The following is a 13031-nucleotide window of genomic DNA, read 5'->3' as shown; positions in this document are numbered from 1 at the left end:
GTATCCCATAAAATAATAATTTTGTACCTATCGTTTAAGAATCAATGTTACTAGCCAGATATCAGCATGAATTATTAGAAGCGGGTTGCGACGAAGCTGGCCGCGGTTGCCTTGCGGGCCCTGTGTTTGCCGCTGCTGTTATTTTGCCGCATGATTTTGATCATGAATTGTTAAATGATTCTAAACAGATAGCCGAGAACCTGCGTTATGCGCTGCGTGCAGAGATCGAGGAGCGTGCTATAGCGTACGCGGTAGCCTCGGTAGATAACCTGGAGATAGACGAGATCAATATCCTCAACGCATCCTTCCTGGCTATGCATCGCGCCATTGAAAAACTGCATCTGCAACCACAATTTTTAATTATTGATGGCAATCGTTTCAACAAACATGCCACCATACCCCATGCCTGTGTGGTGCAGGGCGATGGCAAATACTTCAGTATAGCCGCCGCATCGATCCTCGCCAAAACCTATCGCGACGATTACATGAAGAAGATTGCGGCCGAGCACCCGGAGTACGACTGGCACAACAATAAAGGTTACGGCACTTTAAAACATCGCCAATCTATTTTAAAGAATGGTTACACGCCTTATCATCGCCGCTCGTTCAATGTCAGCGTGGAAACTGATGGCGTAATCATACAAGTACTATAATATTACGTTGATATTATCATTAAGAGCAGGTTGCGGTTTGGTACTGTAGCCTCAGAATATTATTTTTGGTAAAACCCGTAAATCATTGAAAATCCTGATACTAAGTCATCGTGTTCCATTCCCACAAAATGGGGGCTATGCTATTGTGGTGGCCAACACCATCAAGGGCTTGGTTAATGAGGGTCATGATGTATCGCTGGTGGCGTTAAATGCCAAACGCAATAGTCATGACAGCAGCCTGCCTGATGAGGATTTGATGGGTAAGATCAACTATCGTGCTTACGACATAGATACTACCGTAACCATACTTGGTGTAGCTATGAATTTGTTCAAAAAAACATCTTTCAACGTCGACCGCTATTATGACCCCGAGTTTGAGACTTTGCTTATTCGCGAGATGCGCAATACGGAGTACGATATTATTCAGTTTGAGGGCTTGTTTGTTACGCTTTATATGCCTGCCGTGCGCAAGCACTCCAAAGCAAAGCTGATTTACCGGGCGCACAATATCGAAAACCAGATCTGGTGGCGCCTGTCACAACAAAAGATCGATCCGTTTAAAAAGTCATACCTGCGCATGCATGCCGGGCGTATCAAAAACTACGAGCAGCAGCAATTAAATAAGTTTGATGCCATTACGGTATTTACCCCTCAGGATAAAGAGATGCTTACCGAATACGGCATTTCCGTACCAATCGAGATTATACCGGTAGGCCTGCGCCTTGAAAAATATCACGTCGATATCAGGAAAACCGAGTTTCCGAGCTTGTTTTTTTTGGGCTCGCTGGATTGGCTACCTAACCGCGAAGGTATGGAGTGGTTCCTGGATACTTTTATTAATGATATCACCAGCGGCGACCTGCCCGTAAAGCTATATGTGGCCGGCAATGATATTCCAGACCGTTTTGATGATTATGAAGCCTTAGGCAAGATTTTTATACAAGGTGAGGTGGATGACGCGCTTGAGTTTGTGAATAGCAAATCCATCATGATCGTTCCGCTACTATCCGGCGGCGGTATGCGGGTGAAGATTGTAGAAGGTATGGCGATGCAGAAATGCATTATCTCCACCTCGTTAGGAGCCGAGGGCATTAACTTTACTAACGGGCATGACATCCTGATAGCTAATAACCGCGACGAGTTTTATGATGCCATCCAGCGATGTGCCCGGGATGAGGAGTATTGTATCCAACTGGGCCAAAACGCTCGTTTATTGGCCGAAAAAGAGCATGACATTAATGTAGTTATCAAACATTTGGTTGAGTTTTATCAGGCTTGCTGCGAGCAACTGCCTAAAACTATAGCTAATAGCTAAAAATACTTGTTACAAAGCGCGTACCCTATTGCATTTTTACTACCTTTAGGCCAAATAAAATTTTGTACCACTGTTGTGATTCGCACAAGCTCAAATCACGATAAATTTTGTCTTCATTAAAACATTTCAGCAATGAAAAACACAGCGCTATCCCAAATTCATATTGATCTTGGTGCCAAAATGGTACCCTTCGCCGGTTACAACATGCCCGTACAATATGCAGGCATTAATGCCGAACACGAAACCGTACGTAAAGCAGTAGGTGTGTTTGACGTAAGCCACATGGGCGAGTTTATTTTAAAAGGCGATAAAGCGCTTGACCTGATACAACGCGTTACCAGTAATGATGCCTCAAAATTATACGATGGTAAAGTGCAGTACTCTTGCCTGCCTAATAAAGACGGCGGTATTGTTGATGACCTTTTGGTTTACCGCATTGACGAAGCAACCTATATGCTGGTGGTAAACGCCTCGAACATTGAAAAAGATTGGAACTGGATCAGCCAGTTCAATACCGAAGGTGTACCGATGAAAGACATTTCTGATCGTACTTCACTATTAGCTGTACAAGGCCCGAAAGCTGCTGAAGCGCTGCAAAGCCTGACAGATATAGACCTGGGCTCCATGGAGTACTACACCTTTGAAAAAGGCTCATTTGCAGGTATTGATAATGTGATTGTTTCGGCGACGGGTTATACCGGTGCAGGCGGCTTTGAATTATATGTAGATAATGAACATGCCGAACATATCTGGAACAAGGTATTTGAAGCAGGTGCGCCATTTGGCATTAAACCTATTGGCTTAGGCGCCCGTGATACGTTGCGTTTAGAAATGGGTTTCTGCCTATATGGTAATGACATTGACGATGCTACATCGCCATTGGAAGCCGGCTTAGGCTGGGTGACTAAATTCAGTAAAGAATTTACCAATTCGGCCGCATTGGCCGAGCAAAAAGCTGCCGGCGTCAAACAAAAGCTGGTTGGTTTTGAAATGATTGATCGCGGTATCCCACGTCATGATTACGAGATTGTTGATGCCGATGGCAATAACATTGGTAAAGTAACCTCGGGCACGCAATCGCCCTCTTTGCAAAAAGCTATTGGCATGGGCTATGTAAAAAACGAGTTTGCTAAAGAAGGCACCGAGATCTTCATCAAGATCCGAGACAATGCCGTTAAAGCAAAGATTGTTAAACCGCCATTTTATAAAGCGTAAGCCCAATCTTTAAATAATTGTCATTTCGAGCATAGCGAGAAATCTATACATTCGCTAAGCTTTTCTGTGTATAGATTTCTCCTCGTTCCTCGTCGAAATGACAGATGGGTTATTGGGAAACAAAAAATTGATAATGGATAACACCACACCTGACAAGACCTTTACGAAACCTCGCCTCGAGGTTTGCCTTACACCGGCATTGATACCTCTTTATGATGTAAAAAATTACGTCGTGGTAGTGATCGATATTTTCAGAGCGACCACCTCTATCTGCTATGGTATTGAAAACGGCGCAGAGGCCATCATCCCGGTATCGCAGGTAGAAGAGTGCAGCGCATACCGTGAAAAAGGATTTGACTATTTGCTGGCAGCAGAGCGTAATGGCGAAGTTGTTACGGGTTTTGATTTCGGCAATTCGCCTTTCTCTTATACCAAAGAAAAGGTTGCCGGTAAAACCATAGTGTTAACCACCACTAACGGAACGCACGCATTACATTTATCCCGCGCAGCGAAAAAGATAGTAATTGGTGCGTTTATCAATTTAACGTCGATCTGTAACTGGCTTAAACAACAAAACGAAAATATACTGTTGGTGTGCTCGGGCTGGAAAAACAATTTTAACCTGGAGGATACCCTCTTTGCCGGTGCGGTAGTTGAACAATTGAAAGATGCCGGCTTTGTGGTTGATGATCCGGCCATTGCCGCTAATGACCTGTACCAATTAGCCAAAGACGACCTGGATCAATACCTCAAGAAAACATCGCACAGCGAAAGGCTTAAAAAACTGGGCATTGAGGCTGATATTGAGTTTTGTTTGAAAGTGGATCTGACTACGGCGATACCAGTGTTGGATGGTGAGCGATTGGTAAAGTTGCAGTAATCCTATAGAGGGCGGGTGTCACCCTGAGCCTGTCGAAGGGCGAGCGTAGGCCTGCCCACCGATGCTTCGAGTGCCTCAGCATGACAACGCTCTATTATAAAACCACGTCATTGCGAGCGTAGCGTGGCAATCTCCAGCTCGCTGACTCAGTCACTCGTTCAGAGATCGTCACGCTCGTACCTCGCTCACGATGACGGCTTGGTAATTATTTCAACTTCTCATTATTCTTATGCCTGTCGGCATCCCGAATACTTTTCTTCTCCAAATTTTTCTCTAAGGCCTCAGTTAGATTGATCCCGGTCTGGTTAGCCAGGCAAATCAGCACAAATAATACGTCGGCCATTTCATCGGCCAGGTTAACATCCAAATCAGATTTTTTGAAGGATTGCTCGCCATATTGCCGCGCCATGATGCGGGCAACCTCGCCAACCTCTTCCATTAAAATAGCTGTGTTGGTCAACTCATTAAAATAGCGGATACCGGTAGTACTGATCCATTTGTCAACCAGTTGTTGTGCTTCTTCTATGGTCATAACTTAATGATTGTCTTTATCTTTTGTATCCATTATGATAGTTACCGGCCCATCATTGATCAGGCTGATCTTCATATCGGCACCAAAAATGCCTGTCGCTGTTTTTTTGCCGGTGATAGTATCCAGCGTACGGATCATCTGCTCATAAAGCGGTATAGCTTTTTCAGGTCGCGCTGCGCGGATGAATGACGGGCGGTTCCCTTTTTTAGTCTGCGCAAACAGCGTGAATTGCGATATCAGCAGGATGCTGCCACCAACATCGGCCAGGGCTTTATTCATCAAACCATTTTCATCGCCAAAAACACGCAGACCGATTATTTTTTGAGCCAGCCATTGCAGGTCTTCTTCAGTATCCGCATCTTCAACCCCCAGCAATACCACAAAGCCCAGGTCTATCTCACCGGTGATATTTCCGTCAACCATACAGCTGGCCTGGGTTACACGTTGTACTACAGCTCTCATTGTGAGGGCAAGATAATAAATATCGCTAAGGTATTGTCGCGGCGACTGCCGGGCTGCGGTCGCTTTCGTTCTTCAGCCTATCTAATGCCGTGACCAGGTACAGGTAAGTTTTGCCGCGTTCGGCCGTGGTATCTATGAAAGACGGAGTTGCGTCATATTGGATATGCAAAATGTTATCGGGCGATGAAATATCGATTTTTTGTGTCCCTTCAAAACGATAAATTACATAGCCATAAACCGGCTCTTTGTCTTTTGCTTCCAACGGCACATCCCACTTTAATTGCACTTTTGTTGTATTTGGGATATTGGCTGCTACCAGGTTGCGCGGCACATTGGGAGGGATTGAATCTAACCATAACATTGGCGGCGGCAAAGCCGGATGCTTGTAATAGTTTACCCTTAACGAATCTGTAAACCCTTCCTTATTACCGGTAAGCGATTGCGAGCTAAAAAAAACGCTGCCTTGTACCCGGGGGTTGGTTCGCAGTAGTTTGATCTCGTTCGGCAACTCTGCCGGGTTTAAATAATTACTCTGTCTGCGCTCATACATGCGGTAAGGCGCCTGCCCAACATACAAATGCCGGTTATAGGTGTTATTGCTCCACCAGGGCATTAGTACTTCAAACGGATTTTGGCGGTCGCCAATTGGCCAGTACATCTGCGGATTAATATAATCAACCCAACCCTCCTGAACCCATTTACGCGAATCGGCATATAATTCATAATATGAATCACCTCCGCGGGTATCCGAGCCATCCACGTTTTGCCCTTTATTAGCCCAAATGCCAAACGGACTAATACCAAATTTCACTCTTGGCTTATGCGCATGGATACTATCGCTCAACATTTTGATCAGCTTATTGACGTTGTCGCGGCGCCAGTCGCGTATATCGCTAAAATCGGCACCGTATTGCTGATAGGCAGCGGCGTCATTGATTTTTTGCCCGGCTATCTGGTACGGGTAAAAATAATCATCCATATGCACACCGTCGATATCATAATTATCAACCACATCCAAAATCACCTTCACAATATATTCGCGTACTTCAGGCAAACCGGGATTGAATGTTTTTAATCCGCCATAAGTAAAAAACCATTCCGGGTGCTGGCGCGTAATATGGTCTGCACTTAACGCGCCGTAATTGGCATCGGTGGTAGCCCGATAAGGGTTAAACCAGGCATGCAATTCTATTCCGCGTTTATGCGCTTCGGTAATGGCAAATTCTAAGGGATCATAAAAAGGCACCGGCGCCTGCCCCTGTTTGCCCATCAACCATTTAGACCAAGGCTCGCGACCTTTGCTGTAGAAAGCATCCGCAGCCGGGCGTACCTGAAATATTATGGCATTAAGGCCGGTACGCTGATGTTGGTCTAAAATATTGATGAGTTGTTGTTGCTGCTGATCGACGGTGGAATGTGGTTGCGGCCAATCAATATTACCTATAGTAGCCACCCAAACACCCCGAAATTCGCGCTTAGGGTCCTGTTGCACTTTTTTTAGCGCTATACTATCAGCAGCTGTAAGTTTAGGCGTATCGAGCTTTACTTGCGCGCGTGCCTGTACAGTCAGCAATAAGGGCAACAGGTATGTAAAATGGCGTAATCGAAGCATCTAAAGGGTTTTATTTTAAGAAGTGCAAAGATATAAACTCCTTACTAGGACGCTTTATTATGATGCACAATTGTTGCGTATTATTCATTTTGTACATACATTTAACGCTACAAAACCAATTATTATAGTCTTTTTAAAAAACATTATCATAAAATATTCATTATTACGTATAGTTAATAACTAACAATAGTTAAATTCGGGCCACAACTCAAGTGTTTTCGGACTGGTGGCCCAAACATTTTAACTATTATTTAAGCACCAAAAGGACAATTTTTATGGAGAACCAATCGACACAAGAGCCGAAAAAGAATTCGAATGTTATTTATTTCTTAGTGGTGGTAATTGTGGCTTTATTAGGCACCGACGTGTATTTATACATGAAGAAAAATAATTCAGATCAAAGAATTATTGTACAGAGTGATGAAAAAACGCGCTTGCAAACAGAGCTTGACAGCTTAGAGGCTCAAATAGAGCAAGTAAACGTTGGCAAGACTAGAATGAGCAAAGACCTGCAAGCAAAAAATGATTCATTAAGAGCTAAGATCAAAGTATTAAGAGGTGAACTGGCCAAAGGCACTTTAACCGCAGCCGAACTAAGCAAAGCACAGGAAGACGTGAAACAGCTGCGTTACTTTGTTACCAAATATACTGCCGACATTGATGAGCTTAAGAAAGAGAATGTTTCTTTAGCTACCGAAAGAGATACCTTAAAAAGCAACTTAAGCACCGTTAGCGAAAAAGCTACCACTCTTGAAAAACAAAATCAAGACTTAGACAACAAAGTAAAAGTAGGTTCTGCTTTGAAAGTGGCTACCACCAGCGTTGTAGGCTATAAAGTTAAAAAGAATGGCAAAGAGGTTGACGAAACCAAAGCCAAAAACGTTAATAAGTTAAAAATAAACTTTACTGTTGCCAGCAATGATATTGCTACCAAGGGTTCGCACGATGTTTATATCCGCATTATTGACCCTATTGGCAACCTGATCACCGGAACCGACAGCGGTACTTTTAACGCCGATGGCCAGGACTTGCAGTCGACCTACAAAACGTCTATAGACTATCAGGATAGCGGCGCAGGCTACACCGTCGATTGGGTTTATGATCAACCATTCCAAAAAGGTACTTACACTATATTATTATACGCCGACGGTTTTACTATGGGTAAAACAAGCGTTACTTTCAGATAAAAACATTTAAAAAGCGATAATTTCGTTTTTACAAAGCGGTCCTTTTTTAAAGGCCGCTTTTTTTTTGCGTTGTGTCATTGCGAGGAGGAACGACGAAGCAATCGCACGCGTTCTCATCCTCCTTGCGATTGCCACGCTACGCTCGCAATGACAATTATATCTTCTTTTTGGGTGCCGATAAATAGAAATGCCACAATATCATCGTAGCCACCGTGCGATAGGGCGACCAACTTTCGGCCATTCCGATCATTTCTTCCCGTGTAGTGGAAGCCGGTAAACCCTTTAGCCTTTTCAATGCGTTAACCGCCGCCAGGTCGCCGATGGGGAACAAGTCTGCCCTTTGGAGGACAAACATCAGGTACACATCCACCGTCCAGTTGCCTATGCCTTTGAGGGCGGTAAGTTTTAGGCGGATCTCATCATCCGGCATTTGTTCAAAATGTTCCAAATTTATCTGACCGTTCAGAATAGCCTCTGCCAGGAATTTGATATAGGCTGTTTTTTGGCGGCTGCAGTAACAAGCTTTAAACTCTTCATCAGTCAACAACATAACCCGGGCGGGCGTAATTTCCTGCACCCTTTCGCGCAGTTTATTAAGTGCCGACAGCGCCGATGCCAGCGACACCTGCTGCTCCAGGATAATATGCACCAGTGCCTCGAAGGTGTTGGGCCGGTTCCACATCGGCGGGTAGCCGTAGCTGTCGATCACCATCGCCAGATTAGTATCTGCGGTGGCCAATTGGTCGCAAATAGCAGGAAAAGTAGATTGGGTAAACTTGTTGATCATCTAATTGTTATTTAAAAATACTAAAATATTTAGGATTTGCCGTTGGCTTTTCAGATTTTTACTACATGAACAATTTGCCGCCTTTAGCAGAGCGCATGCGCCCCAAAAACCTCGACGACTATGTTGGCCAGAAACACCTGGTGGGCAAGGGCGCGGTATTGCGCAAAGCTATCGAGTCGGGCGCGCTGCCATCTATGTTGTTCTGGGGGCCGCCCGGGGTTGGTAAAACTACGCTGGCTTATATTATCTCGCAAACACTGGACAGGCCCTTCTTTTCGCTTAGCGCTATTAACTCCGGGGTTAAGGATGTGCGTGAGGTGATCGAGACCGCCTCCCGGCTTAAAGAGGATGGCAATACGCTGCCCGTTTTGTTTATCGACGAGATCCACCGTTTCTCCAAATCGCAGCAAGACTCGTTATTGGGCGCTGTTGAGCGCGGTATTGTAACATTGATTGGCGCTACTACCGAAAATCCTTCGTTCGAAGTGATCTCGGCTTTGCTGTCGCGGTGCCAGGTTTACATTTTGCAACCTTTGGAGGAAAACGACCTGGTAAGCCTGTTACAAAAGGCGATGACCGAAGATGTGGTGTTGAGCCAAAAGAAAATCGACATTAAAGAACATGAAGCTTTACTGCGGCTGTCAGGCGGCGATGCGCGTAAGTTGCTCAATATATTCGAGCTGCTGGTTAATTCCCTATCTGGTAAAAGTATTACCATCACCAATAAAATTGTGCTTGACCATGTGCAGCAAAACATGGCGCTGTATGATAAAGCCGGCGAGCAGCATTACGACATCATCTCGGCCTTTATCAAATCTATGCGGGGCAGCGATCCTAACGGCGCGGTTTACTGGCTGGCGCGAATGATTGCCGGCGGCGAGGACCCACTGTTTATTGCCCGTCGTATGCTCATCCTGTCTTCAGAAGATATTGGCAACGCTAACCCTAACGCTTTACTATTGGCGCAGGCCTGTTTCAATTCGGTGAATGTTATCGGCATGCCCGAATCGCAATTGATCCTATCTCAAACTGCAATCTATCTGACTACCTCGGCTAAAAGTAATTCGGCTACCACGGCTATCGGCGCAGCCATGAGCCTGGTTAAACAAACCGGCGATTTGCCAGTGCCACTACACCTGCGCAATGCGCCAACCAAGCTCATGAAAAACATTGGCTATGGTAAAGACTATAAATACGCCCATAGCTATGACAATAACTTTGTCGACCTGGATTTCCTGCCGGAAGCCATCCGCGGCACAAAAATTTACGAACCCGGTAACAACCCACGGGAGCATGAGTCCAAAGAGAAATTAAAGAAACTTTGGGGCGACCGGTATAAATATTAATCGCGTTAGCTCTAAATCTTTCCTTAATTATTCCTATAATTACGGTACAAGTATCTTATTCCTTAGTCTGGGTCGTGTATGATAACAACTTTCCTTAAACACGAGTTTAAAGCCCTCGGGCGCTCAAAAAATGCAGGCAAAACGTTGGCCGTACGCATCATCATGTCATTATTGATATTATTGTTGATGTTGTATGTGGTAGCTGCGGGATTTTTCATGGATATGATCCTTAAAAAAGTATATCCGCATCAGTCTATCATTATCCCATTTTGTGGCTTAGTGCTTATTTATTTTTTAGGCGAGCTGTTCTCGAGGATACAACTGCAGGAACTGCCCACTTTACGCGTACAACCCTATTTGCAATTACCCATAAAGCGTAACACTATTGTTGGCTATCTAACGCTTACCGGTTTATTTTCGGTTTTTAACTTGTGGCCCTTCCTGTTGTTCTGGCCATTTATTTTTAAACAGATCTTGCCTTCGGCCGGTGGGCTGGCTGCCTTTAGTTTTATTATTGCCCTGATGGGTCTATCGGTATTTAACAATTACCTGGCGCTATACATCAAACGTAAATCAAACTTAAACGGCTGGGTGTTTTTGGTAACTACCGGCGTTTTGGTCTTGTTGATTTTAGGCGATTTTAAGTGGCACTTCTACTCTATCCGCGATATATCCTACCTGTTTTTTGGCAATGTATTAAAGACACCGATATTGGCACTCATCCCATTGGCCTTAGGTATCTTCATGTTCTATTTCAATTTTTTATATCTCAAGCAAAACCTTTACCTGGAAGAGCTGCAGACCAAGAAAGATAAATACAAAAGCAGCACAGAATTTCCAATACTCAATAGCTTTGGCCCGGTAGGTGATCTGGTGGCAAACGAGATCAAGCTTATCCTTCGCAATAAACGCCCAAGATCTGCCATGACGATGTCTTTGCTTTTTTTATTTTATGGGCTGATGTTTTATTTGGGGCCAAACAAACATGGCGCCGGTAGTGATTACCTGAAGGTTTTTTCAGGGATGTTTATGACGGGTTTCTTCATCATCAGTTATGGTCAGTTTATGTTTAGCTGGCAGGCATCGCATTTTGACGGACTGATGGTAAGTAAGGTAAGTTTTTCAGACTTTTTAAAGGGCAAATATCTGTTGTTTACTACAGCATCAACCGTAGCCTTTATTTTAACCACGCCTTATGCCTATTTTGGCTGGCGCGTATTGCTGGTACATGCTATGATGTATTTATGGAACCTGGGCGTAACCACCAACATTGTGCTATATTTTGCCAACCGCAACGCCAAACGTATAGATTTAAGCAAAGGTGCATCTTTTAACTGGGAGGGTGTCGGCGCAACGCAGTTGATCCTCTCGTTCCTGCTGTTTATACCGCCGTTTATAGTATACGTGCCTTTAAAACTGTTAGGCTTGCCTGATGTGGCCCTGGCAGTATTAGGCGCCATCGGTTTAACAGGCATATTAACCCGCGGCTTCTGCATCAAATTTTTGGAGGCCGATTTTCACAAACGCAAATTTGCAATATTAGAAGGTTTTAGAAACAAGTAAGCATGATACAAGTAAAAGAGCTTAAAAAAGTATATAGCGGTGTTACCGTAGTCAACATCCCGGCTTTAGAAATTGGCAAAGGCGAAAGCATTGGCCTGGTGGGCAATAACGGCGCAGGTAAGACCACGCTTTTCCGCATGATTCTTGACTTGATTCGTCCGGAGTCTGGCCAGGTAACATCCAATGGCGAACCTGTTGCGGGTGGCGAGAACTGGAAAACCTATACGGCCGCTTACCTGGATGAAGGTTTCCTGATAGACTACCTGACACCCGAGGAATATTTCTACTTTATAGGAGGACTGCATCAACTGTCGCACGCTCATGTCGACGACATATTGAACGGCTACGCTGATTTCTTTAACGGCGAGATCCTGAAGAAAGGCAAGTATATCCGCGATCTTTCAAAAGGGAATCAAACAAAAGTGGGTATTGTATCCTGCCTGCTGCAACGCCCGGACTTGCTTATGCTTGATGAACCATTTGCTAATATTGACCCGACGACGCAGTTCCGACTTAAAAATATTATTAAAGAACAGGCTGCTAAAGGCGTTACTACCATTGTATCCAGCCATGATTTGAACCACGTTACCGATGTTTGCGACCGCATTCTGTTGATGGAAAAAGGTAAGATCATTAAAGATATGGCTACCAATTCATCAACATTGGGCGAGTTGGAACAGTACTTTGCCATTGGACAAACAGTGACGGCACCGGCCGCTACTGAGTTAAACATTGATCCCGAAGAAAATCATTAACAAATTTGTCATTGCAATAAGAAAACTTTAACGCGTGCGATTGCCACGCTACGCTCGCAATGACAGATATGCGTTTGTCATTGCGCGGCCGGAATGACGAAGCAATCGCAAGGAGAAAGGTCGCAGCTCTCTCAATGACAGCTAATTATTATGTATACCATTAAAGAAGCAACCCTTGCTGATGTAGAGACCATCAGGCAATTGGCTCACGAAATTTGGTGGCCAACTTATTCGCCCATTTTAGAGGCCGACCAGATCGGATTTATGCTGGCCGATCGCTATTCGACCGAAACGTTAACCAACCAGCTAGCCAATAACGAGCAAACATTTTTGCTCTTATATGCCGATGAAAAGCCGGTAGCCTTTGCCGCCTATTCGCCCCACGAAAGCGACCCACAAGTTTACCGTTTACAGAAATTGTACAGCCTGCCATCAACTAAGGGCAAAGGCGTAGGTAAGGCATTGCTCCATGAAATTTATGACAGGGTGCGTGCGGCAGGCAAAAGCGTTTTAGAGCTTAATGTACATCGGCAAAATCCAGCTCGTAGCTTTTATGAAAAGATGGGGTTTGTTATCGCCTATGAGATTGATATTCCCTTCGATAAGTATTTTTTGAATGATTATGTGATGCGGAAGGATTTGTAAGGGGCTTCTCTCTCGCCATGCCGGAGAGCGCCCCTTACCACCACGTCATTGCGAGCGTAGCGTGGCAATCTCCGGCTCG

General features: G+C 44.6%; 13 protein-coding genes. 9 read left to right on the top strand and 4 right to left on the bottom strand.

The features are described 5' to 3' along the window. The first annotated feature begins 44 nt into the window (after nucleotides 1-44). From HB679_RS15225 to HB679_RS15210, 4 genes are all read left to right on the top strand, one after another. Nucleotides 45-653, top strand: a complete 609-nt coding sequence (locus tag HB679_RS15225; protein WP_214072870.1) for a ribonuclease HII — start codon at nucleotides 45-47, stop codon at nucleotides 651-653. Nucleotides 654-738: 85 nt separating this feature from the next. Beyond that, nucleotides 739-1968: a glycosyltransferase family 4 protein gene (locus HB679_RS15220; protein ID WP_214072869.1), complete on the top strand. Its 1230-nt coding sequence runs from the start codon at nucleotides 739-741 to the stop codon at nucleotides 1966-1968. 132 nt (nucleotides 1969-2100) lie between these two features. Beyond that, nucleotides 2101-3183 (top strand): glycine cleavage system aminomethyltransferase GcvT, encoded by a 1083-nt coding sequence (gene gcvT / locus HB679_RS15215; RefSeq protein WP_214072868.1) that lies wholly within the window; start codon nucleotides 2101-2103, stop codon nucleotides 3181-3183. Between the two features lie 133 nt (nucleotides 3184-3316). Continuing rightward, a complete protein-coding gene (locus HB679_RS15210) occupies nucleotides 3317-4063 on the top strand; it encodes a 2-phosphosulfolactate phosphatase (protein WP_214072867.1) in 747 nt (248 codons plus the stop codon). A 205-nt stretch (nucleotides 4064-4268) separates the two neighbouring features. On the opposite strand, the gene HB679_RS15205 is transcribed toward HB679_RS15210, so the two are convergent. From HB679_RS15205 to HB679_RS15195, 3 genes are read right to left on the bottom strand one after another with little or no spacing between them, the layout of a single operon-like run. Next, a complete protein-coding gene (locus HB679_RS15205; RefSeq protein ID WP_214072866.1) occupies nucleotides 4269-4595 on the bottom strand; it encodes a nucleotide pyrophosphohydrolase in 327 nt (108 codons plus the stop codon). A gap of 3 nt (nucleotides 4596-4598) precedes the next feature. Beyond that, nucleotides 4599-5057 (bottom strand): D-aminoacyl-tRNA deacylase, encoded by a 459-nt coding sequence (gene dtd / locus HB679_RS15200; protein ID WP_214072865.1) that lies wholly within the window; start codon nucleotides 5055-5057, stop codon nucleotides 4599-4601. Between the two features lie 25 nt (nucleotides 5058-5082). Then, complete coding sequence (locus HB679_RS15195; RefSeq protein WP_214072864.1) at nucleotides 5083-6669, bottom strand: family 10 glycosylhydrolase; 1587 nt, start codon at nucleotides 6667-6669, stop codon at nucleotides 5083-5085. A gap of 275 nt (nucleotides 6670-6944) precedes the next feature. Here HB679_RS15195 and HB679_RS15190 point away from each other — a divergent pair, with 275 nt between their 5' ends. Next, the gene (locus HB679_RS15190) at nucleotides 6945-7856 is read left to right on the top strand and encodes a hypothetical protein (RefSeq protein WP_214072863.1); all 912 of its coding nucleotides are present in this window, start codon (nucleotides 6945-6947) and stop codon (nucleotides 7854-7856) included. Nucleotides 7857-8010: 154 nt separating this feature from the next. Here the strand turns inward: HB679_RS15190 and HB679_RS15185 are convergent, their stop codons facing one another. Further along, complete coding sequence (locus HB679_RS15185; RefSeq protein WP_214072862.1) at nucleotides 8011-8643, bottom strand: DNA-3-methyladenine glycosylase 2 family protein; 633 nt, start codon at nucleotides 8641-8643, stop codon at nucleotides 8011-8013. A 65-nt stretch (nucleotides 8644-8708) separates the two neighbouring features. On the opposite strand from HB679_RS15185, the gene HB679_RS15180 reads away from it, so the two are divergent. From HB679_RS15180 to HB679_RS15165, 4 genes are all read left to right on the top strand, one after another. Next, the gene (locus tag HB679_RS15180) at nucleotides 8709-9989 is read left to right on the top strand and encodes a replication-associated recombination protein A (protein WP_214072861.1); all 1281 of its coding nucleotides are present in this window, start codon (nucleotides 8709-8711) and stop codon (nucleotides 9987-9989) included. A 78-nt stretch (nucleotides 9990-10067) separates the two neighbouring features. Continuing rightward, on the top strand, nucleotides 10068-11552 hold the full coding sequence (locus HB679_RS15175; protein WP_214072860.1) for a DUF5687 family protein: 1485 nt from the start codon (nucleotides 10068-10070) through the stop codon (nucleotides 11550-11552). A gap of 2 nt (nucleotides 11553-11554) precedes the next feature. After that, complete coding sequence (locus tag HB679_RS15170) at nucleotides 11555-12307, top strand: ABC transporter ATP-binding protein (protein ID WP_214072859.1); 753 nt, start codon at nucleotides 11555-11557, stop codon at nucleotides 12305-12307. 150 nt (nucleotides 12308-12457) lie between these two features. After that, on the top strand, nucleotides 12458-12952 hold the full coding sequence (locus HB679_RS15165) for a GNAT family N-acetyltransferase (protein WP_214072858.1): 495 nt from the start codon (nucleotides 12458-12460) through the stop codon (nucleotides 12950-12952). The last annotated feature ends 79 nt before the right edge of the window (nucleotides 12953-13031 follow it).

The sequence above is a fragment of the Mucilaginibacter sp. dw_454 genome (assembly GCF_018449775.1).
Taxonomy (GTDB): domain Bacteria; phylum Bacteroidota; class Bacteroidia; order Sphingobacteriales; family Sphingobacteriaceae; genus Mucilaginibacter.
The sequence above is the reverse complement of the archived record's forward strand: the minus strand, read 5'-3'. Positions and strand labels throughout refer to the sequence as shown.

Excerpts from the sequence above, each read along its gene's own strand:
- HB679_RS15190 (WP_214072863.1), top strand. The coding sequence starts at position 6,945 with ATGGAGAACCAATCGACACAAGAGCCGAAAAAGAATTCGAATGTTATT.
- gcvT (WP_214072868.1), top strand. The coding sequence starts at position 2,101 with ATGAAAAACACAGCGCTATCCCAAATTCATATTGATCTTGGTGCCAAA.
- HB679_RS15205 (WP_214072866.1), bottom strand. The coding sequence starts at position 4,595 with ATGACCATAGAAGAAGCACAACAACTGGTTGACAAATGGATCAGTACT.
- HB679_RS15185 (WP_214072862.1), bottom strand. The coding sequence starts at position 8,643 with ATGATCAACAAGTTTACCCAATCTACTTTTCCTGCTATTTGCGACCAA.
- HB679_RS15165 (WP_214072858.1), top strand. The coding sequence starts at position 12,458 with ATGTATACCATTAAAGAAGCAACCCTTGCTGATGTAGAGACCATCAGG.
- HB679_RS15175 (WP_214072860.1), top strand. The coding sequence starts at position 10,068 with ATGATAACAACTTTCCTTAAACACGAGTTTAAAGCCCTCGGGCGCTCA.
- HB679_RS15210 (WP_214072867.1), top strand. The coding sequence starts at position 3,317 with ATGGATAACACCACACCTGACAAGACCTTTACGAAACCTCGCCTCGAG.
- HB679_RS15225 (WP_214072870.1), top strand. The coding sequence starts at position 45 with ATGTTACTAGCCAGATATCAGCATGAATTATTAGAAGCGGGTTGCGAC.
- HB679_RS15180 (WP_214072861.1), top strand. The coding sequence starts at position 8,709 with ATGAACAATTTGCCGCCTTTAGCAGAGCGCATGCGCCCCAAAAACCTC.
- HB679_RS15195 (WP_214072864.1), bottom strand. The coding sequence starts at position 6,669 with ATGCTTCGATTACGCCATTTTACATACCTGTTGCCCTTATTGCTGACT.
- dtd (WP_214072865.1), bottom strand. The coding sequence starts at position 5,057 with ATGAGAGCTGTAGTACAACGTGTAACCCAGGCCAGCTGTATGGTTGAC.
- HB679_RS15170 (WP_214072859.1), top strand. The coding sequence starts at position 11,555 with ATGATACAAGTAAAAGAGCTTAAAAAAGTATATAGCGGTGTTACCGTA.